At 56.0% G+C, this 19903-nt stretch carries 17 protein-coding genes and 2 pseudogenes; 11 read left to right on the forward strand and 8 right to left on the reverse strand.

Annotated features, from left to right (window positions below; genetic code table 11):
- Positions 1-23: 23 nt before the first annotated feature.
- Positions 24-1814: pseudogene (locus AC6I8D_RS07375) on the forward strand (hemagglutinin repeat-containing protein); the annotation flags it as partial.
- A 703-nt stretch (positions 1815-2517) separates the two neighbouring features.
- Positions 2518-2742: a hypothetical protein gene (locus AC6I8D_RS07380; protein WP_497819866.1), complete on the forward strand. Its 225-nt coding sequence runs from the start codon at positions 2518-2520 to the stop codon at positions 2740-2742.
- A gap of 44 nt (positions 2743-2786) precedes the next feature.
- Here AC6I8D_RS07380 and AC6I8D_RS07385 read toward each other — a convergent pair whose 3' ends face one another.
- Positions 2787-3023, reverse strand: coding sequence for a SymE family type I addiction module toxin (locus AC6I8D_RS07385; RefSeq protein ID WP_497819867.1), 237 nt, complete (start codon positions 3021-3023; stop codon positions 2787-2789).
- A 313-nt stretch (positions 3024-3336) separates the two neighbouring features.
- Here AC6I8D_RS07385 and AC6I8D_RS07390 point away from each other — a divergent pair.
- From AC6I8D_RS07390 to AC6I8D_RS07405, 4 genes and pseudogenes are all read left to right on the forward strand, one after another.
- Positions 3337-3504: pseudogene (locus AC6I8D_RS07390) on the forward strand (polymorphic toxin type 28 domain-containing protein); the annotation flags it as partial.
- Positions 3501-3887, forward strand: a complete 387-nt coding sequence (locus AC6I8D_RS07395; RefSeq protein WP_497819868.1) for a contact-dependent growth inhibition system immunity protein — start codon at positions 3501-3503, stop codon at positions 3885-3887. The pseudogene AC6I8D_RS07390 and the gene AC6I8D_RS07395, both read left to right, overlap by 4 nt.
- Before the next feature lie 13 nt (positions 3888-3900).
- On the forward strand, positions 3901-4068 hold the full coding sequence (locus AC6I8D_RS07400) for a hypothetical protein (protein WP_497819869.1): 168 nt from the start codon (positions 3901-3903) through the stop codon (positions 4066-4068).
- A 313-nt stretch (positions 4069-4381) separates the two neighbouring features.
- Positions 4382-4924 carry a glycine zipper 2TM domain-containing protein gene (locus tag AC6I8D_RS07405; RefSeq protein ID WP_312056947.1) on the forward strand — a complete coding sequence of 181 codons (543 nt, stop codon included), beginning with the start codon at positions 4382-4384 and terminating at the stop codon, positions 4922-4924.
- A 122-nt stretch (positions 4925-5046) separates the two neighbouring features.
- On the opposite strand, the gene mfd is transcribed toward AC6I8D_RS07405, so the two are convergent.
- Both mfd and AC6I8D_RS07415 read right to left on the reverse strand, forming a co-directional pair.
- Positions 5047-8490, reverse strand: coding sequence for a transcription-repair coupling factor (gene mfd, locus AC6I8D_RS07410; RefSeq protein WP_312756618.1), 3444 nt, complete (start codon positions 8488-8490; stop codon positions 5047-5049).
- A 185-nt stretch (positions 8491-8675) separates the two neighbouring features.
- Positions 8676-8885, reverse strand: a complete 210-nt coding sequence (locus AC6I8D_RS07415; protein ID WP_312056943.1) for a hypothetical protein — start codon at positions 8883-8885, stop codon at positions 8676-8678.
- Between the two features lie 248 nt (positions 8886-9133).
- Here AC6I8D_RS07415 and lolC point away from each other — a divergent pair, with 248 nt between their 5' ends.
- The 4 genes from lolC to cobB all read left to right on the forward strand — a co-directional run bounded on the left by lolC (position 9134) and on the right by cobB (position 13257).
- Positions 9134-10333: a lipoprotein-releasing ABC transporter permease subunit LolC gene (gene lolC, locus AC6I8D_RS07420; RefSeq protein ID WP_312056942.1), complete on the forward strand. Its 1200-nt coding sequence runs from the start codon at positions 9134-9136 to the stop codon at positions 10331-10333.
- Complete coding sequence (gene lolD / locus AC6I8D_RS07425; RefSeq protein ID WP_312056941.1) at positions 10326-11030, forward strand: lipoprotein-releasing ABC transporter ATP-binding protein LolD; 705 nt, start codon at positions 10326-10328, stop codon at positions 11028-11030. Before lolC ends, lolD begins: the two co-directional genes overlap by 8 nt.
- Positions 11030-12274, forward strand: a complete 1245-nt coding sequence (gene lolE / locus AC6I8D_RS07430; protein WP_312756621.1) for a lipoprotein-releasing ABC transporter permease subunit LolE — start codon at positions 11030-11032, stop codon at positions 12272-12274. Before lolD ends, lolE begins: the two co-directional genes overlap by 1 nt.
- A 149-nt stretch (positions 12275-12423) precedes the next feature.
- Complete coding sequence (gene cobB, locus AC6I8D_RS07435; RefSeq protein WP_497819870.1) at positions 12424-13257, forward strand: Sir2 family NAD+-dependent deacetylase; 834 nt, start codon at positions 12424-12426, stop codon at positions 13255-13257.
- A 34-nt stretch (positions 13258-13291) separates the two neighbouring features.
- On the opposite strand, the gene potD is transcribed toward cobB, so the two are convergent.
- The 4 genes from potD to potA are packed head-to-tail and all read right to left on the reverse strand — an operon-like array spanning position 13292 to position 17078.
- Positions 13292-14335: a spermidine/putrescine ABC transporter substrate-binding protein PotD gene (gene potD, locus AC6I8D_RS07440; RefSeq protein WP_312056939.1), complete on the reverse strand. Its 1044-nt coding sequence runs from the start codon at positions 14333-14335 to the stop codon at positions 13292-13294.
- 13 nt (positions 14336-14348) lie between these two features.
- A complete protein-coding gene (potC, locus tag AC6I8D_RS07445; protein ID WP_497819871.1) occupies positions 14349-15122 on the reverse strand; it encodes a spermidine/putrescine ABC transporter permease PotC in 774 nt (257 codons plus the stop codon).
- Positions 15119-15970 (reverse strand): spermidine/putrescine ABC transporter permease PotB, encoded by an 852-nt coding sequence (potB, locus tag AC6I8D_RS07450; RefSeq protein WP_089561182.1) that lies wholly within the window; start codon positions 15968-15970, stop codon positions 15119-15121. The genes potC and potB overlap by 4 nt, the downstream gene beginning before the upstream one ends.
- Complete coding sequence (gene potA, locus AC6I8D_RS07455; RefSeq protein WP_312056937.1) at positions 15963-17078, reverse strand: spermidine/putrescine ABC transporter ATP-binding protein PotA; 1116 nt, start codon at positions 17076-17078, stop codon at positions 15963-15965. The genes potB and potA overlap by 8 nt, the downstream gene beginning before the upstream one ends.
- A 315-nt stretch (positions 17079-17393) precedes the next feature.
- Here potA and pepT point away from each other — a divergent pair, with 315 nt between their 5' ends.
- The gene (pepT, locus tag AC6I8D_RS07460) at positions 17394-18623 is read left to right on the forward strand and encodes a peptidase T (protein ID WP_312056935.1); all 1230 of its coding nucleotides are present in this window, start codon (positions 17394-17396) and stop codon (positions 18621-18623) included.
- A gap of 111 nt (positions 18624-18734) precedes the next feature.
- On the opposite strand, the gene AC6I8D_RS07465 is transcribed toward pepT, so the two are convergent.
- The gene (locus AC6I8D_RS07465; RefSeq protein WP_031374481.1) at positions 18735-19859 is read right to left on the reverse strand and encodes a ribosomal protein uL16 3-hydroxylase; all 1125 of its coding nucleotides are present in this window, start codon (positions 19857-19859) and stop codon (positions 18735-18737) included.
- Between the last annotated feature and the right edge of the window lie 44 nt (positions 19860-19903).

Consider the following 19903-nt stretch of genomic DNA (forward strand, 5'->3'; position numbering starts at 1 on the left):
GAAGAAGGATGCAGAGGTGTAGTGGCAGTACGCTGGGCGCGCGCGGTAACCTGGACATCACCGCCACCGGCGCACAGCGGGGCAGCGCGGGCGACATTCTCGTGCAGGGCAGCCAGCTTCAGGCGGGCGGCGACCTCGGGCTGACGGCGAAAAACGACATCAGCCTGCTTTCAGCGCAGAACAGCGAGCGCACCGACAGCACTAACAGCAGCAAGGGTGGCAGCCTGGGCATCGGCCTGACCGCCGGGTCGGGCGGCTACGGCATCAGCGTTTCAGCCAGCGTCAACGCGGGCAAAGGCCGCGAGAACGGCAGCGGGCTGACCCATACCGAGACTACGCTCACGGCGGGCAACGGGCTGAGCCTGAACGCCGGGCGCGACACCACGCTGACCGGCGCACAGGTGCGCGGGGACAGCGTGAAGGTGGATACCGGCCGCAACCTGACGCTGACCTCAGAGCAGGACAGCGACCGCTACGACAGCAGGCAGCAGAACGCCAGCGCGGGCGGCAGCTTCACCTTCGGCTCGATGACCGGCTCCGCGAGCGTGAACCTCAGCCAGGACAGGATGCACAGCAACTGGCAGAGCGTGGCCGACCAGACCGGCATTTTTGCCGGAAAGGACGGCTTTGACGTGACGGCGGGCGGGCACACCCGGCTGAACGGCGCGGCCATCAGTTCCACCGCCGCCGCCGATAAGAACCGTCTCGACACCGGCACGCTGGGCTTCAGCAACATTGAGAACCACGCGGACTATAAAACCGGGCACCAGAGCGCGGGCATGAGCACCGGCGGCAGCATCGGCAGCCAGTTCGAAGGCAACATGGCGAACGGCCTGCTGGCGGGGCTGAACGGCAGCGGCAGCGCCTCGTCGGTGACGAAGGCGGCGGTGAGCGACGGCACCCTCATTATCCGGGATAAGGCGAAGCAGACGCAGGACGTGGCGGACCTGAGCCGCGACGCGGCGGGTGCGAATCCGGGGCTGGATGCTATCTTTGATAAGGAGCGTGAGCAGAAGCGGCTGAAGGAGGCGCAGCTTATCGGGGAAATCGGCGGTCAGGCAATGGATATCGCGCGGACGGAAGGGCAGATAGCCGGGGAAAAGGCGAAGAAAGACTCGGAAGCGCTGAAGGCGGCCAGAGAAGAGCTTGCGGCTTCGGGCAAACCGTTTACGGATGCGGACGTGGCGAAGCAGGCCTACAATACCGCGATGGCGCCGTTCGGCACGGGAAGCGCGCTGCAACAGGGAATGCAGGCGGCGACGGCGGCGGTACAGGGCTTGGCGGGCGGAAACATTGCCCAGGCGGTAAGCGGCGCGGCAGCGCCGTATCTGGCGGAGCAGATACACAAGCTGACGGAAGGCAACCCGGAAGCAAAAGCAATGGCCCATGCGGTGGTCGGGGCGGTAACGTCATATGCTGCCGGTAACAGTGCGCTGGCGGGTGCCGCGGGCGCGGTCAGTGGGGAACAGATGGCCAGGCTGGTGATGAAGCAGCTGTATCCGGGCAGGGAAGTGAGCGACCTGACGGAAACGGAGAAGCAGACCATCAGCACGCTGGGAACGCTGGCGGCAGGTCTTGCAGGCGGTGTTGTGGGAGACGGCAGCGGTAACGCGGTTGCCGGGGCGCAGGCAGGTAAGAATGCTGCTGAATTCAACTGGCTGAATTCAAAAGAAGCCCGCCAGCTTGATAAAGAAATGCAGGACTGCAAAGCCTCTGGCGGAGACTGCAATAAGGTTGCTGAAAAATACATCGACATCAGCAACAAAAACAGTAAAGAACTGGCTGAAGCCTGTACCGGTGGTGGTGTTGCCTGTGTGACCTGGCAGGAACTGATACAGGGTGCAACAAACGTTGCCAATGATGCCCATCCGTCACAAATAAGACTGGATGAAAAGCTGAAAGATCCGACGGCGGCAGCACTGGTAAATTATCTTAACGGGACAGATCTTAAATTCCTGGAAGAGAATATCACAACAGGAGACAGGGTATTGTCAGTAATAAGCGATCCGACATCCTGGCCGGTAGCGATAATGGGCGGAAAAGCGATTATTACCAATGCTGTGAATAACACCAAAGAGCAGCTTATAGCGGTGGGTGTCGGTGCCGGATTAGGGGCTGGTATTCAATATGGCACAACAGGTGAAATAAAATTATCGGATGTCATTGGATCGGTAATTGTTGGTGGGATTACAGCCGGTAAAGGATATAACCCAACGATGGCATGGAATGCAGCAGGTGGTTATTACCAGGCTGAAATCAGCGGTGACGATCCTTTTATGGCAGCACTGCTGAGTAAGGCGGGTGCTTCTGCGGGGTATGCTGTGGGTAATGTTATAAAAGTACCGTTTGATAAAAAGCTAAATCCAATATCAAAGCAGTATGAATGGGTTCCAACAGGGGTCTGGACAATAACTAAACCAGCATCACAACATCCATTACCATCAATAGTAGGTAATCTCGGTGATTCTGCCGTATCTGGTATGGTTCAGGATAAACTGAAGGCTGGCAGAGTAAGTGATGAAAAATAGTACTAAGTCATTGCTTAACCTTTTATATTTATGCTGCTCAATGAGCTTAGCGCTGTTTATTTTGACAATGTTTGGACGTTTATTAGGTGCATGGTTGGCATGGGATATGAATGATAACTTTCCATTCTCATCGGATGATTTTTGGGCTTGTCTCAAATTAACTTGGATGGGGCTGCCTGCTGGTTTTATTTTTTGGTATTTTTATTATCGATGAATCTCTGATAAATCCCGGCCAAGTCGCCGGGATCTTTTTGCCTGTCACTCAGCAGGCCGGATCACCAGTTGCCCGCGTTCAACAGCAATGATAACCGGCGTGTCGGTCCCGAATCCGGCCTCTGCCAGCCAGTTGCCTTTGAGGTGCAGGCTGGGTGTGCGGCTGTAGTATGTGGTCATACCGGTAGCCCGCTTAATATGCTGGACACTGGTGTATCCGACTTTATAGCGGCGTAATCCTTTGGAAATACTTACTTCTGGCTTAATATCGTGTGCAGCCATGATCAACTCCTGCTTAGTTGGTTGTGGTCAGCGGGCTGTTGGTGTTGGTAGCACCTTCAGCCCGCGCTAAAAAATCTCTCGTTATGTGCTTCCTATTCTGTTTTTACCTGTTTAAATATACACCACCTGCCAGGTGAACTCGCTGAAAGCTAAGTAATAAATTGCGAGCTGTCTCTGAAAAGCAGATAGTTTTCTCCGGTCTGGCTTTCGTTCATTTTTTCATCCTGTAGCCTTCTGTATTAACTATTACGGGTGGACTTTCATGCTGTGAACCCGCGTTAACCTGCCTTCGATTTGTTTTCCCAATTACGCCGGTGAGCATTGGGATCATATGCAGGAAATGCAAAACACACTCAGAGGATTGAGGAATCATGCAGATACGTTGAAGAACGTAAATAATTCCGAAGCACAAGCTGCATATGGTAGAGCGACGGATGCTATTAATAAAATAGAATCAGCTTTAAAAGGACATGGAATATGATGACCTTCCGTAAATTAATAGGAAATATTAATCTAACTAAAGAGTTAAGTCAGAAATCTTCGCTTGAGCTATGGTTCGAAGGTGTTATTGACACACCTATTGAAGAGCTAACCGTGGAAGATATTTGTCGTGCGATTCGGCAAGAAATATGCATAGCCCAATTGATGCCACGCGTTTTGGAGATTCTGACTGATGATCCGTTGACTGGAGAGTATTACGATGGAGAACTAATAGCCGCTTTATCGACGATAAAAGAAAGCGAGCTAAAAGAGCAGGCGAGTACTTTTATCAAAATACAGAAGATTGTAAATCAATTACCCTCCTCAGATGTTAACGATGATTTGAGAAAGGATATACTGAAAATTAATAGAATAATCAAATAGCTGAACCTAGCTAGTGGGCCGGAACCTGACCCAAACGGTGAGCGGGGCGGCCGCGCCGTACCTGGCGGAGCAGATACACAAGCTGACGACCACGAAAGGCCCGGACGGCAAAGAGGTGGTGAACGTTCAGGCAAACCTGATTGCCCACGCGGCGCTGGGCGCGGCGGTAGCGCAGGCGTAGGGTAACTCCGCACTTACGGGGGCATCAGGCGGGACGGTGGGGGAGTATATCGCGCAGCAGTTCTATACTGCGCTTTCCATCCCGCCACGTCGGGTAATTTCACTGCTGCTTTTTCCGCCTCAGAACTCTCCTAAAAACTGGTCCTGTTGCCTAAGTGACCGTTTTCCTCCATTTATCTGATGTTGCAATTTCGGTCCATCTGTAAAACTTCATCCCAACAAACACGGCGAGTCGCGCACGCCGATCTGCCTCAGTTGAACAGGATGCTTCAGCGGCAGGAATGCGCGGTAACACTTTTCAGGAGGAACTTCCTGTGAATAAATCAATGTTAGCGGGTATCGGTATTGGTGTGGCAGCTGCGTTAGGTGTTGCCGCCGTGGCAGGCATGAATGTGTTTGATCGCGGTCCACAATACGCTCAGGTGCTGGCTGCAACGCCGATTAAAGAGAGCATCAAACAGCCACGTCAGGAATGTCGTAATGTGACGCTGACGCACCGTCGTGCGGTACAGGATGAAAACCGTATTGCTGGCTCTGTATTAGGTGCAGTGGCGGGTGGAGTGTTAGGTCACCAGTTTGGTGGCGGCCGTGGTAAAGATGTCGCTACCGTGGCGGGTGCAGTGGCAGGCGGTTATGCCGGCAATCAGGTCCAGGCAGGTATGCAGAACCGTGACACCTACACCACCACGGAACAGCGCTGCAAAACGGTCTACGATAAACAAGAGAAAATGCTGGGATATGACGTGACCTATAAAATAGGCGACCAGCAGGGCAAAATCCGCATGGAAAATGACCCTGGCACACGTATTCCACTGGATCGCAATGGTCAGCTGATTCTTAACAGCGACCAGGCGTAATTGGGCAAAGTCTTTTGCCGCGTTAGCGGCCACACAGCACCGACGTAAAGAAAAAGGCGCATCTCAGGATGCGCCTTTTGTTATTGCGTTCCGCCATCGACCGAAGGTGGCAGGAAAGGGGACTACGCGCGGTTTTCCGCCAGCTGTGACACGAATCCCTGCACCCACTCCATGCGAACTTTTCTTTCTGACAGTTCACGGTTAAAGCGCAGACGCGTCGGACCTTCCAGCTTCCACTGCTTAGGATCTTTCTGCAGCAGGCTAATCAGCCAGGCTGGATCAACGCTGTTGTTGGGAGCAAAGTCGAAATAGCCGCCTTTGTCGCTGGCTTCGATTTTTCGTACGCCCACGGCGCGGGCCTTAAGCCGCAAAATTGCCACGTCCAGCAGGTTACGCGCCGGATCGGGCAACAGGCCAAAGCGGTCGATCATCTCAACCTTCAGCTCCTGCAGCTCTTCTTCGCTCTCTGCGCTGGCGATGCGTTTATACAGTGACAGACGGGTACTGACATCCGGAATAAACTCTTCCGGCAACAGCGCTGGCATCCGCAGCTCTACTTCGGTCTGGTTGCTGGTGAGATCTTCCAGCGACGGCTCACGACCTTCTTTCAGCGCATCCACCGCATTTTCCAGCAGCTCCATATAGAGCGAGAAGCCAAGCGTCTCCATCTGGCCGCTCTGTTCTTCACCCAACAGTTCACCGGCACCGCGGATCTCCAGATCGTGGGTGGCCAGAGCAAAACCGGCGCCCAGATCTTCCAGCGAGGCGATCGCTTCGAGACGCTTTTGGGCATCGGCGGTCATCGCTTTAGGATGCGGGGTCAGCAGCCAAGCGTAAGCCTGATGATGCGAGCGGCCAACGCGGCCACGCAACTGATGCAGCTGCGCCAGACCAAAGTGGTCCGCACGTTCAATAATGATGGTGTTGGCGGTCGGAATATCGATGCCGGTTTCGATGATGGTGGTACAGACCAGCACATTAAACCGCTGATGATGGAAATCGTTCATCACCCGTTCCAGGTCGCGTTCACGCATCTGTCCATGGCCGATGGCGACGCGCGCCTCCGGCACCAGGTCGGTTAAACGCTGAGCCGCTTTCTCGATATTCTCCACGTCGTTGTAGAGGTAGTAGACCTGACCACCGCGTAAAATCTCACGCAGAATCGCTTCCCGGATCACCAGGTCGTCAAATTCACGCACAAAGGTTTTGACCGCCAGACGACGAGCCGGCGGGGTGGCAATGATCGACAGATCGCGCATGCCGCTCATCGCCATATTCAGGGTGCGCGGAATCGGCGTCGCGGTCAGGGTGAGGATATCCACATCGGCCCGCATCGCTTTAATCCGCTCTTTGTGACGCACGCCGAAGCGGTGCTCTTCATCAACGATCAGCAGGCCGAGATCGCGCCATTTGAGATCGCTCATCAGCAGCTTGTGAGTGCCGATCAGGATATCGATCTTGCCCTCGCTGGCCTGCTCCAGCACCTGCGCCTGCTCTTTTGCCGTGCGGAAGCGTGACAGCATTTCAATCCGCACCGGCCAGTTAGCGAAGCGATCGCGGAAATTATCGTAGTGCTGCTGTGCCAGCAGGGTGGTCGGCACCAGCACCGCCACCTGCTTGTTGTTTTCCACCGCCAGAAACGCGGCGCGCATGGCCACTTCGGTTTTACCAAAGCCCACGTCACCGCACACCAGACGGTCCATCGCCAGCGGTTCACACATATCACTGAGCACCGCATTGATTGCCTGCGCCTGATCGGGCGTGGTCTCAAACGGGAAGCTTTCACAGAACAACTGATACTGCTCACGGTTGTGCTTAAAGGCGAAGCCGGTTTTAGCGGCTCGCTGGGCGTAGATATCCAGCAGTTCTGCCGCCACGTCACGAACTTTTTCTGCCGCTTTCTGTCGGGCGCGTGACCAGGCATCGCTGCCAAGCTTATGCAGCGGAGCATTATCGTCGGCACCGCCGGCGTAGCGGCTGATCAGGTGCAGCGAGGAGACCGGCACATACAGTTTGGCGTCGTTAGCGTAGGAGAGCATCAGGTATTCAGCCTGGATGCCGCCCGCTTCCAGCGTGGTCAGGCCGATATAGCGACCCACACCGTGCTCAAGATGCACCACCGGCTGGCCAGGGTGCAGCTCGGCCAGGTTGCGAATCAGGATGTCCGGGTTGATGGTGCGGCGGGTATCCTGTCGACGACGACTGACGCGTTCGCCCAGCAGATCGCTCTCACAAATCAGCGCCCGGTTACCCAGGGTATCGATAAAACCGCGCTCGCTGGCGCCGATCATCAGGCTGAAACGCTCTTCGCCGGTCTGATCGAAGCGTTTTACCGGCTGAGGACGGAGTTTAATCCGTGCCAGCAGTTCCTGCAGGCTTTCACGACGGCCTTCACTTTCGACCGAGAAAACCACCGCACCGCTGAAGGTTTCGATGAACTGACGCAGATGATCCAGCGGCGCTTTAGCCTGCGCCTGCACCGTCAGGTCGGGCAGCGGCTGATAACCCAGATTGGTGTTGGCGGCTTTAGCGGGCAACTGCTCATTGGTCATCTGGATTCGCGGCCAGCTTTTCAGCTCGCCCATTAACGCATCAGGGCGTAACCACAGGTTGGTGGGTTCCAGCAGCGGACGCATCGGATCAACCCGCCGGTTCTCATAGCGAGCTTCCGCGTCCTGCCAGAAGCGGGTCGCGCTGCCTTCCAGATCGCCACAGTTAACAATCAGTGTATTGTCAGGCAGATAGCTGAACAGGCTGGGTAACGGTTGCTCAAAAAATAGCGGCTGCCAGTATTCGATACCGGCGGGCAGGGTGCCTTTGCTGACCTGCTGATAGACATGCTCCGACTCGCGGCGCACATCAAAAATTTCGCGCCAGCGGCTGCGGAACAGTTCAATTGCCGCTTTGTCGCTGGGGAACTCATGCGCGGGCAGCAGGTTGATTTCCGCGACCGCTTCCAGCGTACGCTGGCTGTCGACATCGAACAGGCGCAGGCTGTCGATCTCGTCATCAAAAAAGTCGATGCGATAGGGCTGGTCGCTGCCCATCGGGAACAGGTCAAGCAGCGCGCCGCGCGTGGCGTATTCGCCGTGCTCCATCACCTGATCGACATGGCGGTAACCCGCCTGCTCCAGCTGATCGCGCAGGCGATCGCGCGATAGTTTCTGTCCCTGCTTCATCACCAGCGCATGGCCGTGCAGGAAGCTGTGCGGACAGACGCGCTGCATCAGGGTATTGACCGGCATAATCAGCATGCCGCGCTGCATCACCGGCAGCTGATAAAGCGTCGACAGACGGGCGGAGATAATATCCTGATGCGGTGAAAAGCTGTCGTAGGGCAGCGTCTCCCAGTCGGCGAGATGCGCCACCGGCAGGTCGGTAAACTGGCGGATTTCGTCCAGCAGACGCAGGGCGGTTTGGGTATCGGGCGTAATCATTAACACCGGACCGGCATGTCGCTCGGTAATGCTGGCACACTCCACCGCGTGCGCAGCGCCAATGAGCTGGCCGAGCTGACGGTGATCGCCGGATTTAACGGGCAGGGTATAGCGAGTCTGTTCGGACATGGGATCTCGGGGTTGCTCCATTTTTACCAGGACGTAATCATTCCATATTACGTCATGGTGATCACCTCTGCGGCACAATTTTCCTGCTGCTGGCTGGCCAGCGGTAACGGCCGGAAGAAGAGAGGCAACGGGAAAACCCCCATCGCGCAGTGGCGACGGGGGTAAATACCCGGACAGGGGAAGACTTATTTTATGGATTGCTGTGTGTAATACATGCGCGGGCGGTCAATGTTCGCCCAGGTTAAATCCTGCTCAGAATGATAGCTATGGTTGCCATCATCCCATTTTACGTAGTAGCCGGCTGCCGCGTCTCCCTGCGCAAAGACGTTGATGACTTCGCCTCTGATCTCCCCGGATTTATGTTTTACGATGCTGCCTTTGGGAAATTTAAACATGGTCGCTACCTCTACCGCTGTGCGATAACGTCACGCTTTATCGTCTTACTGATTGTAGTCTAGCGCGATGAGTGCGGAATAATCCGCCAATAACCGGCCGCTTTAGGCGCTATACCTGCGCTTTGTGGCTCGCAGTGACCTATTCGGATGCAACTTTGCAGCCGACTCAGAGGGTTAGAGGTTTCATAAAGGCAGCGGCTCCTTTATCATCCCACTACCTATTTTCAGGCAACGGCTTACTGGATTCCATGTATCAACCTGTCGCGCTATTTATCGGTCTGCGTTACATGCGCGGACGCGCATCGGATCGCTTCGGTCGCTTTGTCTCCTGGCTTTCTACTATTGGCATTACGCTCGGCGTGCTGGCGATGGTGACGGTTCTGTCAGTCATGAACGGCTTCGAACGTGAACTTGAAGGCAATATTCTTGGGCTGATGCCGCAGGCGCTGATTACCAGCGACAAAGGCAGTCTCAACCCGCAACAGCAACCCGCTTCCAGCCTGGCCCTGCAGGGCGTCAGCCGCATTGCGCCGCTGACCACCGCTAACGTGGTGCTGCAAAGTCCGCACAGCGTCTCGGTTGGCGTGATGCTCGGTATTCAGCCGGATGAAAAAGATCCGCTGACGCCTTTCCTGGTCAATACCCAACAGAGCGTGCTGCAACCCGGCCAGTATAATGTGATCCTCGGCGAACAGCTGGCATCACAGCTCGGCGTGAAGCGCGGCGATCGGCTGCGTCTGATGGTGCCGTCGGTCAGCCAGTTTACCCCGATGGGGCGGGTCCCGAGTCAGCGTCTGTTCACCGTGGCGGGCACCTATGCCGCCAACAGCGAAGTCGATGGCTACCAGATTCTGGTCAATCAACAGGATGCGTCGCGCGTGATGCGCTATCCGGCCGGCAATATTACCGGCTGGCGCTTATGGCTGGATAAGCCGCTGGAGGTTGATAGTCTCAGTCAGCAAACTCTGCCGGCCGGGCTGGTGTGGAAAGACTGGCGCGAGCGCAAGGGCGATCTGTTCCAGGCGGTGCGGATGGAGAAAAACATGATGGGGCTGCTGCTGAGCCTGATCATTGCGGTCGCCGCCTTTAACATCATTACCTCGTTGGGCCTGCTGATTATGGAGAAGCAGGGCGAAGTCGCGATTCTGCAAACCCAGGGGCTGACGCGCCGGCAAATCGTCGCGGTGTTTATGGTACAGGGCGCCAGCGCCGGCATTATCGGCACCTTACTCGGTACGCTGCTGGGCGTGCTGCTGGCCAGCCAGCTGAATAACCTGATGCCGGTGATCGGCCTGTTCCTCGATGGCGCAGCGCTGCCGGTCGACATTAATCTGTGGCAAGTGGTGACCATCGCCCTGAGCGCGATGGTAGTGGCGCTGCTTTCTACGCTCTATCCTTCGTGGCGCGCTGCCGCCGTTCAACCCGCTGAGGCTTTACGTTATGAGTAACTCTCCTTTGTTGCAGTGTCGCGACCTGTGCAAACGCTATCAGGAAGGCAGCGTGCAGACCGATGTGCTGCGCAATGTGGCTTTCAGCCTGCAGCCTGGCGAACTGACGGCGATTGTCGGCAGTTCCGGATCGGGTAAAAGTACCCTGTTGCACCTGCTGGGCGGTCTGGATGCCCCGACCTCGGGTGACGTGATCTTTGATGGTCAGTCGCTGAACGCCATGTCCTCCTCTGCTAAAGCGGATCTGCGCAACCGCGAGCTGGGCTTTATCTATCAGTTCCACCATCTGCTGCCCGATTTTAGTGCGCTGGAGAACGTGGCGATGCCGCTGCTGATTGGCAAAGTCGCCAAAGCTGAAGCGCAGGACCGTGCCCGCGAGATGCTGGCCGCCGTCGGGCTGGATCATCGCGCCACACACCGGCCGTCAGAACTGTCGGGCGGCGAGCGTCAGCGCGTGGCGATTGCCCGGGCGCTGGTCAACCGTCCTCGCCTGGTGATGGCCGATGAGCCCACCGGTAACCTTGATGCGCGCAATGCCGATGCCATTTTTGCCCTGCTGGGCGAACTCAACGTGCGTCAGGGCACCGCGTTCCTGGTGGTGACCCACGATCTGCAGCTGGCGAAACGGATGTCGCGCCAGATGGAGATGCGTGATGGTCAGTTAAGCGAACAGCTGACCATGGCAGGAGCAGAGTAATGGGATCATCGTTATCGCTGCTGTTAGGCCTGCGCTTTAGCCGTGGTCGCCGCCGTGGCGGCATGGTATCGCTGATTTCGGTGATCTCAACCATCGGTATTGCGCTGGGTGTGGCGGTATTAATCATTGGCCTGAGCGCGATGAACGGGTTTGAGCGTGAGCTGAATAACCGCATTCTGGCCGTGGTCCCGCACGGTGAGATTGAAGCGGTCAATCAGCCGTTTCAGCGCTGGCAATCAATGATTGCGCCGATTGAAAAGGTGCCCGGCATTGCGGCGGCGGCCCCGTATGTCAATTTCACCGGACTGATTGAAAGCGGTGCGCGACTGGAAGCGCTGCAGGTTAAAGGGGTGGACCCGGTGCAGGAGCCGCGTCTGAGCGCACTGCCGCAGTTTGTCGCCAACAACGGCTGGTCGACGTTTGCCGCCGGTAAGCAGCAGATCATCCTCGGCGGCGGCATTGCCACTACGCTCAAGGTCAAACAGGGTGACTGGATCACCATCATGATCCCGAATAACGATGGCGATAACAAACTGCTGCAACCGAAGCGCATCCGGCTTCAGGTCAGTGGTATCCTGCAGCTGAGTGGCATGCTCGATCACAGCCTGGCGCTGGTGCCGCTGGCCGATGCGCAACAGTATCTTGATATGGGCAACAGCGTTAGCGGCATTGCGTTGAAAATGAACGATCCGTTCCAGGCGGTTAAGCTGGTGCGTGACGCCGGTGAAGCGACTCGTTCCTACGTCTATATCAAAAGCTGGATCGGCACCTACGGCTACATGTACCGCGACATTCAGATGATTCGCGCCATTATGTATCTGGCAATGGTGCTGGTGATTGGCGTCGCCTGCTTCAATATCGTTTCCACCCTGGTGATGGCGGTCAAAGACAAAAGCAGCGACATTGCGGTGCTCCGGACGCTCGGTGCCAAAGATCGCCTGATCCGCGCCATCTTCATCTGGTACGGTCTGCTGGCGGGCCTGCTCGGCAGCGTCAGCGGTGTGGTGGTGGGCGTGCTGGTGTCACTAAACCTGACGCATCTGGTGCGCGGGCTGGAGTCGCTCACCGGCCATCATCTGCTGGCCGGCGATATCTACTTTATCGACTTTCTGCCGTCGGAGCTGCACTGGATCGATGTGTTCTCGGTGCTGATCACCGCCATCGTGCTGAGCCTGGTGGCCAGCTGGTATCCAGCCAGACGTGCCAGCCGCATCGACCCGGCTCGGGTACTGAGCGGACAGTAATTGACACGCGGCGCGAATTCACTCTTCGCGCCGCGCACATTTTCGGCCTCTGCTGCATGGCACTGTCATGCGCAACCGTTATTATCGGGTGAATTCAGCCCAGAATTTGTTTATAGCGGCTCGCCGAAGCCGCTGCTCCAGGAGATTTTATGCGTACACCACGTCGCCGCATACGACTTGCCCGCCTTAAAAAGACCCGGAGAAAGGTGCATCAGCGCTTTCGCCAGCGAATTTTCGAGCGTGATCGTCAGGCCGAGCTGGCCGCCCATCCACAGCCGCATGTTGTGGTGCTGACCGGTGCTGGCATTTCTGCCGAGTCCGGTATCCGCACCTTCCGCGCCGCTGATGGTTTGTGGGAAGAACATCATGTCGAAGACGTTGCGACCCCGGAAGGCTTTCAGCGCGATCCTGCGCTGGTGCAACGTTTCTACAATGCCCGTCGCCAGCAGTTGCAGCAGGCAGAGATTCAGCCTAATGCCGCCCATCTGGCGCTGGCCGAACTGGAACAGATGTTAGACGATAACTTCCTGCTGGTAACCCAGAATATCGATAACCTGCATGAGCGTGCCGGCAATGCGCGGGTACTGCATATGCACGGTGAACTGTTGAAAGTGCGCTGCGTCAACAGCGGACAGGTGATTGAGTGGACCGGGGATATTACCCCTGACGACCGCTGCACCTGCTGCCAGTTTCCTTCAGCGCTGCGTCCGCATGTGGTGTGGTTCGGTGAAATGCCGCTGGGCATGGAGCAGATCTATCAGGCGCTGGAGCAGGCCGACTACTTTATTGCTATCGGCACCTCAGGCCATGTCTATCCGGCAGCTGGCTTTGTCCATGAAGCCAAACTGCAGGGTGCACATACCGTTGAGCTGAACCTGGAACCGAGTCAGGTTGGCAATGAGTTTGCCGAGCGGCACTACGGTCTGGCCAGTGAAGTGGTGCCGGAGTTTGTACATACGCTGCTGCGTGGCCTGTATAAATAAGCCGGGTGACGACGGGCCGCCCGGCTTTTCTGGCTTAGCGGCCTGCTTTCAGCTGCTGGAACAGCGTCTCATACTGCACGCTGGCATCGCCGACATCATCCTGCCATTCACCGTGCTGAATGATCTCAGCGGACGGATAAAGTGACGGATCGTTTGCTACCGAGGCGGGTAACAGTTTCTTCGCCGCCAGATTCGGCGTCGGGTAACCGATGGTTTCCGCCACTTTTGCCGCCACGTCCGGGCGCAGCAGGAAGTTGATCAGCTTCAGCGCACCCGCTTTGTTCTTCGCGTTGGCGGGAATGGCCAGATTATCCATCCAGAAAATGCCGCCTTCTGCAGGCCAGACAATCGTCAGTGGGGTTCCCGCCTGACGGGCCACATAGGCCGATCCGTTCCAGATCATTCCCAGATTCACTTCGCCTTCCATATACGGGTTGCCTGGATTATCAGAGTTGAACGCCAGCACGTTGGGCATCAGCTTTTTCAGCTCCTGATAGGCAGCCTTGATCTGCGCCGGGTCGCGGGTGTTTCCGGAGTAACCCAGCTTACGCAGCGCCATCTGAAACACTTCCCGCGCATCGTCGGTCAGCAGCAGGCTCTGCTTATATTCCGGTTTCCACAAATCGGCCCAGCGAGTGACGCTCTTAGGGTCGATCTCGTCACTGTTGACGCCAATGGCGGTCGCTCCCCAGATGTAGGGAATGGAGTAATCGTTATTCGGATCGAACGGCTTGTTCAGCAGATTCGGATCCAGATTGCTGAAGTTGCTCAACTGGCTCTTGTCGATCTTCTGCAACATGCCTTCGTTACGCATTTTGGCGACAAAATAGGTTGAGGGCACCACCAGATCGTAAGCGCCATCTTTCCAGGTTTTGAGCTTGGCGTACATGCTCTCATTGGATTCATAAGTCGAGTAGATCACCTTGATGCCGGTCTCTTTGGTGAACTGTTCCAGCAGACCCGGCGGGACATACTCGGTCCAGTTATAGAAGTAGAGCGTTTTACCGTCGTCCGCCTGAGCAGACTGCATCCCCAGTGCCAGCGCGCCCGCTGCCAGCCAGTGAGACCATTTTTTCATTATCAATCCTCGGTTATTTATTTTTGTCACGCAGTAACCACTGACTGCCCGCCACCAGCAGCAACGACAGCAACATCAGAATCGTGGCGAGCGCATTCACTTCAGGCGAAACGCCCACTTTTACCATGGAGTAAATTTTCAGCGGTAATATTTCAAAGGTGGGGCCGGTCACAAACGAAGAGACCACCACATCATCCATCGACAGGGTAAAGCTCAGCAACCATCCGGCGGCGACGGCTGGCATAGCCAGCGGCAGGATAATTTTGCGCAGAATCGTGGTCTCGCTGGCACCCAGATCTTTTGCCGCTTCCAGCATCCGCACGTCAAAGCCTTTCAGCCGCGAATAAACGGTGATCACCACAAACGGCAGACAGAAGGTGATGTGGGAGAACAGCAGCGACCAGAATCCCAGCGAGATCCCCAGCAGCATAAACAGCACCAGCAGCGAAATCGCCATTACAATATCTGGTGACATCATCACCACAAACAGCATGCCGCTGACAAAAGGCTTGCCGCGAAAGCGATAGCGATAGAGCGCTACCGCAGTGAGCGAGCCTATCAGCGTCGCACAGCTGGCCGACAGCACGCCCATGATCAGCGAATGCTGCGCCGCCTGCAGCAGGCTGTCGTTGTTCAGCAGCAGGTGATACCACTGGGTAGTGAACCCTTGCCAGTTAATGCCAAAGCGGGAAGCGTTGAACGAATTCACGATTAAAATCACAATCGGAATATAGAACCAGGCATAAATGAGCGTCATAAAACTGCCGCGTAACAGGCGTGTCATCATCCTAAATCCACCTTGTTATTCAGCAGCCGCGCAACGCGCCAGTAAATCAGCAGCAGCAGGCCCATTAACAGCGTCATCACAATGCTGGTGGCGGCACCAAACGGCCAGTCACGAATATTGAGGAACTGACTCTTGATCACGTTGCCAATCAGCAGGTTTTTCGCGCCGCCCATCAAATCCGCCACATAGAACAGCCCCATCGCCGGGATCAACACCAGCAGGCATCCGGCGATAATTCCCGGCATGGTGAGCGGCAGGATGATGCGGAAAAAGGTCTGTATTTTGCCGGCACCCAAATCACGCGCCGCTTCGAGCAGCGGTTTATCCAGCTTCTCCAGACTGGAGTAAAGCGGCAGCACCATAAACGGCAGCAGAATGTAGATCAGCCCGAGCACCACCGCTTCCGGGGTATAGATAATACGAAACGGCTTATCGATCAGGCCGATCGACAGCAGAAAATCATTCAGCCAGCCGCGGGTACTGAGGAATATTTTCAGCCCATAGATGCGGATCAGCGAGTTGGTCCAGAACGGAACTATCAACAGAAACAGCATCAGCGGACGCAGTCGCGCCGGTAACATCGTCAGGCACCAGGCGAACGGGTAGCCCAGCAGCAGGCAGCAGAGGGTGGCAATCAGCGCCATATTAAGCGAATGCAGCAGCACTTCGGCATACAGCGGATCAAGCAGGCGCGTGTAGTTGCTAAGGGTAAATACCGCGCTGACAAAGTGTGCATCGTCACGCGTCAGGAAGCTGGTGATAAAAATCATCAGATTGGGCAGAAAGACAAACAGCGCCAGCCAGCCAACTATCAGCGCAATGACGCTTTTCTGGAAACCATTACGCATCAGCTTCATACGGCAATACCACCTCCCAGCTGGGCACCCAGTTCACCGCCATTTTCTGGTTCAGTGAGTGGTCAAAGTCAGGATCGTCTTCATTAAAGAACTCGCTCACCGTTACCAGCTTGCCGTTCTCCAGTTCTACGGTAGATTCCAGCGTCATGCCTTTGTAGTTACGCTCACGGACATAACCGATCAGGCCGTCAGCCGCGCTATCACCATGAATCTCCTCCACCCGCAAATCTTCCGGGCGCAGCATCACGTGCAGCCGATCGCCTGGCCGGACCGGGAAAGCACAGTGGATATCACACTCACGACCTTCCACTCTGGCGCGTATTAATGGCGCGCTGTCGCTGGCGATCACTTCGGCATCAAAAACGTTGATCTCACCGATAAAGCGGGCGACAAACAGATTATCAGGCTCTTCGTAGATCTCACGTGGCGTGCCATCCTGCACAATTTTCCCGTCGCGCATCACCACAATCCGATCGGACATGGTCAGTGCTTCTTCCTGATCGTGGGTGACGAAAACAAAGGTAATCCCCAGCTTGCGCTGTAGCGCTTTCAGCTCGTTCTGCATCTGCTTACGCAGCTTGTAGTCCAGCGCAGAGAGTGACTCGTCCAGCAGCAGAACTTTTGGCCGGTTGACCACCGCGCGGGCGATAGCGACGCGCTGTTGCTGTCCGCCCGACAGCTGATGGGGACGCCGATCGGCAAAGCTTTCCAGCTGCACCATTGCCAGCGCCTCATTAACCCGGGTAGTGATTTGCGCCGCCGGCGTTTTTTGCATCCGCAAACCAAAGGCGACATTGTCAAATACCGTCATATGCGGGAACAGCGCATAGCTCTGAAACACCGTATTGACGTGGCGATGTTCGGCCACGGTGTCAGTAATGTCCTGATTGTCCAGCAGGATGCGGCCGCGATCCGCCTCTTCCAGACCGGCAATCAGCCGCAGAATGGTGGTTTTGCCGCAGCCCGACGGGCCAAGCAGAGTAATAAACTCGCCATGGTGAATGGTCAGATTAAAATCATCAATGATGGTTTTGCCATCGAAAGCTTTACTGATGCCAGAAAGCGTAACCAGCGCCTGCTGTGCGCGTGTTTGCGTCATTTTAGTCTCAGTCTGTCAAAGGTCGAACAGGTTACAGCATAGCCGCCGGTTGCGGTCAGCCAGCAAGAAGGGGCGGATGATACCTGAAAAATGTGGCAATGCCATGTTTTGCCCCCGCCGGAAAGGCGATAATCAGGATTGTTAACAACACATTGCGAGACTTGCCGCAACAATCTCACAATCCGGCTTTTTTTTCGGCCTGATCGCTTCCCCAAATGGGATCGACAGCGCTAACCTGTCAGCTGATGATTTGACGCAACATTGCGTCCGGCTGGTCTGTGAATAATAACGGACGGCACTTTTAAAGGATGGGATATGGAACAGTTACTTGAGCGTTTTTTGAGTTACGTCGCAGTCGAAACCCAGGCAAAACCGCAGGCGCGTCAGGTGCCAAGCAGTGAAGGGCAGTGGACGCTGGCGCGTCAGCTGCAGGAAGAACTGCTGGCATTGGGTTTTGTTGACGTCACGTTAAGCGATCACTGTTGCGTCATGGGTACACTGCCGGCCAATGTAGACTGGCCAACGCCGGTGATTGGTTTTATCTCCCATATGGATACCTCGCCTGACTTCACCGCGAAACACGTTAATCCGCAGATTATTGAAAATTACCGCGGCGGTGACATTGCGCTGGGCAATGGCGATGAGATCCTTTCGCCGGTGATGTTTCCGGTACTGCACAAGCTGATCGGCCACACGCTGATTACCACTGATGGCAAAACCCTGCTGGGTGCGGACGACAAGGCCGGCATCGCCGAAATTATGACGGCGATGGCCCGGCTGGCGGACAGCGATATTCCGCATGGCGCTATCCGCGTTGCCTTCACCCCCGACGAAGAGATCGGTCGCGGCACCTCGCATTTTGATGTTGAAGGCTTTGCCGCTGACTGGGCCTACACCGTTGACGGCAGCGATCTGGGTGAGTTTGAGTATGAAAACTTTAACGCCGCCTCCGCCACGGTCAAAATCGTGGGCAACAATGTGCATCCTGGCTCAGCCAAAGGGGTGATGGTCAACGCGCTGGACCTGGCCAATCAGTTCCATGCCGCCGTGCCCGCTAATGAAAAGCCGCAGTACACCGAAGGCTATGAGGGCTTCTATCATCTGCACCAGATGAAAGGCACGGTTGAACACGCTGAGCTGCACTACATCATTCGCGACTTTGATACCGACAGTTTTGAGCAGCGTAAACAGACGCTGCAGCAGATTGCGACGGAGATGACCAAAAACCTGCATAAAGATTGTTCTGTCACCGTAGAGATCACCAACAGCTATCGCAACATGCGTGAAAAGGTGGAGCCTTTCCCGCATATCATTGAGTTAGCGCTGCAGGCGATGCGTGACTGCGCTATTGAGCCGGTGGTGAAACCAATTCGCGGCGGTACTGACGGTTCAGCGCTGTCATGGAAAGGCTTACCGTGTCCGAACCTGTTTACCGGTGGCTACAACTATCACGGCAAACATGAATTTGCCTCGCTGAATATCATGGCGAAGTCAGTGGAAGTGATTGTGCGGTTGTCAGAACTGGCGGCGCAGAAGAAAGGCTAAGTTGCGAACGGGGTTTATTGAAGCAGGCTCTCTGCCGCTAATGGCGGAGAGCCACTTGAGGAGACTGGCTTGCTGAGGGCAGGCGGCTGATGCGTCTGCCCTCAGGGTCAGTTATTCTTCGCCAAAATACCAGTATCCGGCATTCACCAGACCGGCAATTTGCGCCAGCACCGCCGGATCGTCCAGCGCATCCCCGAGATCTTCCAGCGTGATGCGATAATGATGCGCCAGCACGGCCATCACTTCAGGGTGTGAACATTCAACCCGCTCACCGTTGACGTAGACCGCATCGCCAATCGTCAGCACGCGCAGGCCACCCAACCGGCTCAGTGCATCACCCTGCTGCAGGGCGTCATAAATCTCATCAGGCTGATAAGGCGGCTCTGGCGGCGCGACATCCAGTTCATGACGGGACTGAGAAATAAACTCGCCAAACCACTGCGCAAAGTGTTCCGGCTGGTTGATCACATCCAGCATCACCTGACGGACGCCCTCAATTTCCTGCGGCAGGATCTGTGAAGGGCACTCACGCGACGGCACGTCCGGATCGCTAAAGCGCAGGCTGCCCAGCTCGTTCGCCAGCGCGTAATCAGCAAAGCCACTGATCAGTTCACGTCCGCTTGGCGCACGAAAACCCACCGAGTAGTTCAGCGCATTTTCCAGCGAATAGCCTTCGTGCGGGAATCCAGGTGGAATGTAGAGGATATCGCCTGGCTCCATCTCTTCATCAATAATGGCGTCAAACGGTTCCACCTGCAGCAGATCCGGATGAGGGCAGTGCTGCTTCATCGGCACTTTTTCGCCGACCCGCCAGCGGCGACGGCCACTGCCCTGAATAATGAATACGTCATACTGATCGAAATGCGGGCCGACACCGCCTCCCGGTACCGCGAACGACACCATCAGGTCATCGATACGCCAGTCAGGCAAAAAGCGGAAAGGGCGCATCAGGGCGGCAGAAGGTTCATGCCAGTGATTAACCGCCTGCACCAGCAGCGACCAGTTATTCTCACCCAGATGGTCGTAGCTCTCAAACGGGCCGTGGCTGACCTGCCATTTGCCATCCTGATGGCTCACCAGGCGGCTATCCACCTCGTTTTCCATCGCCAGTCCGGCCAGTTCATCCGGAGAAAGGGGATCGACAAAGTTTTTGAAGCCACGCTTCAGTACCACCGGGCGTTTTTGCCAGTAGCGTTGAATAAAATCGGGCCAGTTGAGATCGAGCTGATAGTCCATACAAGGGTTCCGCTTAGGGCTGTAAATGCCAGCAAGTATAACAG

The sequence above is a fragment of the Pantoea sp. X-Soil-MYKO-1785 genome, assembly GCF_059730675.1.

Excerpts from the sequence above, each read along its gene's own strand:
- lolD (WP_312056941.1), top strand. The coding sequence starts at position 10,326 with ATGAGTAACTCTCCTTTGTTGCAGTGTCGCGACCTGTGCAAACGCTAT.
- AC6I8D_RS07465 (WP_031374481.1), bottom strand. The coding sequence starts at position 19,859 with ATGGACTATCAGCTCGATCTCAACTGGCCCGATTTTATTCAACGCTAC.
- AC6I8D_RS07395 (WP_497819868.1), top strand. The coding sequence starts at position 3,501 with ATGATGACCTTCCGTAAATTAATAGGAAATATTAATCTAACTAAAGAG.
- lolC (WP_312056942.1), top strand. The coding sequence starts at position 9,134 with ATGTATCAACCTGTCGCGCTATTTATCGGTCTGCGTTACATGCGCGGA.
- AC6I8D_RS07415 (WP_312056943.1), bottom strand. The coding sequence starts at position 8,885 with ATGTTTAAATTTCCCAAAGGCAGCATCGTAAAACATAAATCCGGGGAG.
- lolE (WP_312756621.1), top strand. The coding sequence starts at position 11,030 with ATGGGATCATCGTTATCGCTGCTGTTAGGCCTGCGCTTTAGCCGTGGT.
- pepT (WP_312056935.1), top strand. The coding sequence starts at position 17,394 with ATGGAACAGTTACTTGAGCGTTTTTTGAGTTACGTCGCAGTCGAAACC.
- cobB (WP_497819870.1), top strand. The coding sequence starts at position 12,424 with ATGCGTACACCACGTCGCCGCATACGACTTGCCCGCCTTAAAAAGACC.
- AC6I8D_RS07380 (WP_497819866.1), top strand. The coding sequence starts at position 2,518 with ATGAAAAATAGTACTAAGTCATTGCTTAACCTTTTATATTTATGCTGC.
- potA (WP_312056937.1), bottom strand. The coding sequence starts at position 17,078 with ATGACGCAAACACGCGCACAGCAGGCGCTGGTTACGCTTTCTGGCATC.
- potB (WP_089561182.1), bottom strand. The coding sequence starts at position 15,970 with ATGCGTAATGGTTTCCAGAAAAGCGTCATTGCGCTGATAGTTGGCTGG.
- AC6I8D_RS07385 (WP_497819867.1), bottom strand. The coding sequence starts at position 3,023 with ATGGCTGCACACGATATTAAGCCAGAAGTAAGTATTTCCAAAGGATTA.
- potC (WP_497819871.1), bottom strand. The coding sequence starts at position 15,122 with ATGATGACACGCCTGTTACGCGGCAGTTTTATGACGCTCATTTATGCC.
- potD (WP_312056939.1), bottom strand. The coding sequence starts at position 14,335 with ATGAAAAAATGGTCTCACTGGCTGGCAGCGGGCGCGCTGGCACTGGGG.
- mfd (WP_312756618.1), bottom strand. The coding sequence starts at position 8,490 with ATGTCCGAACAGACTCGCTATACCCTGCCCGTTAAATCCGGCGATCAC.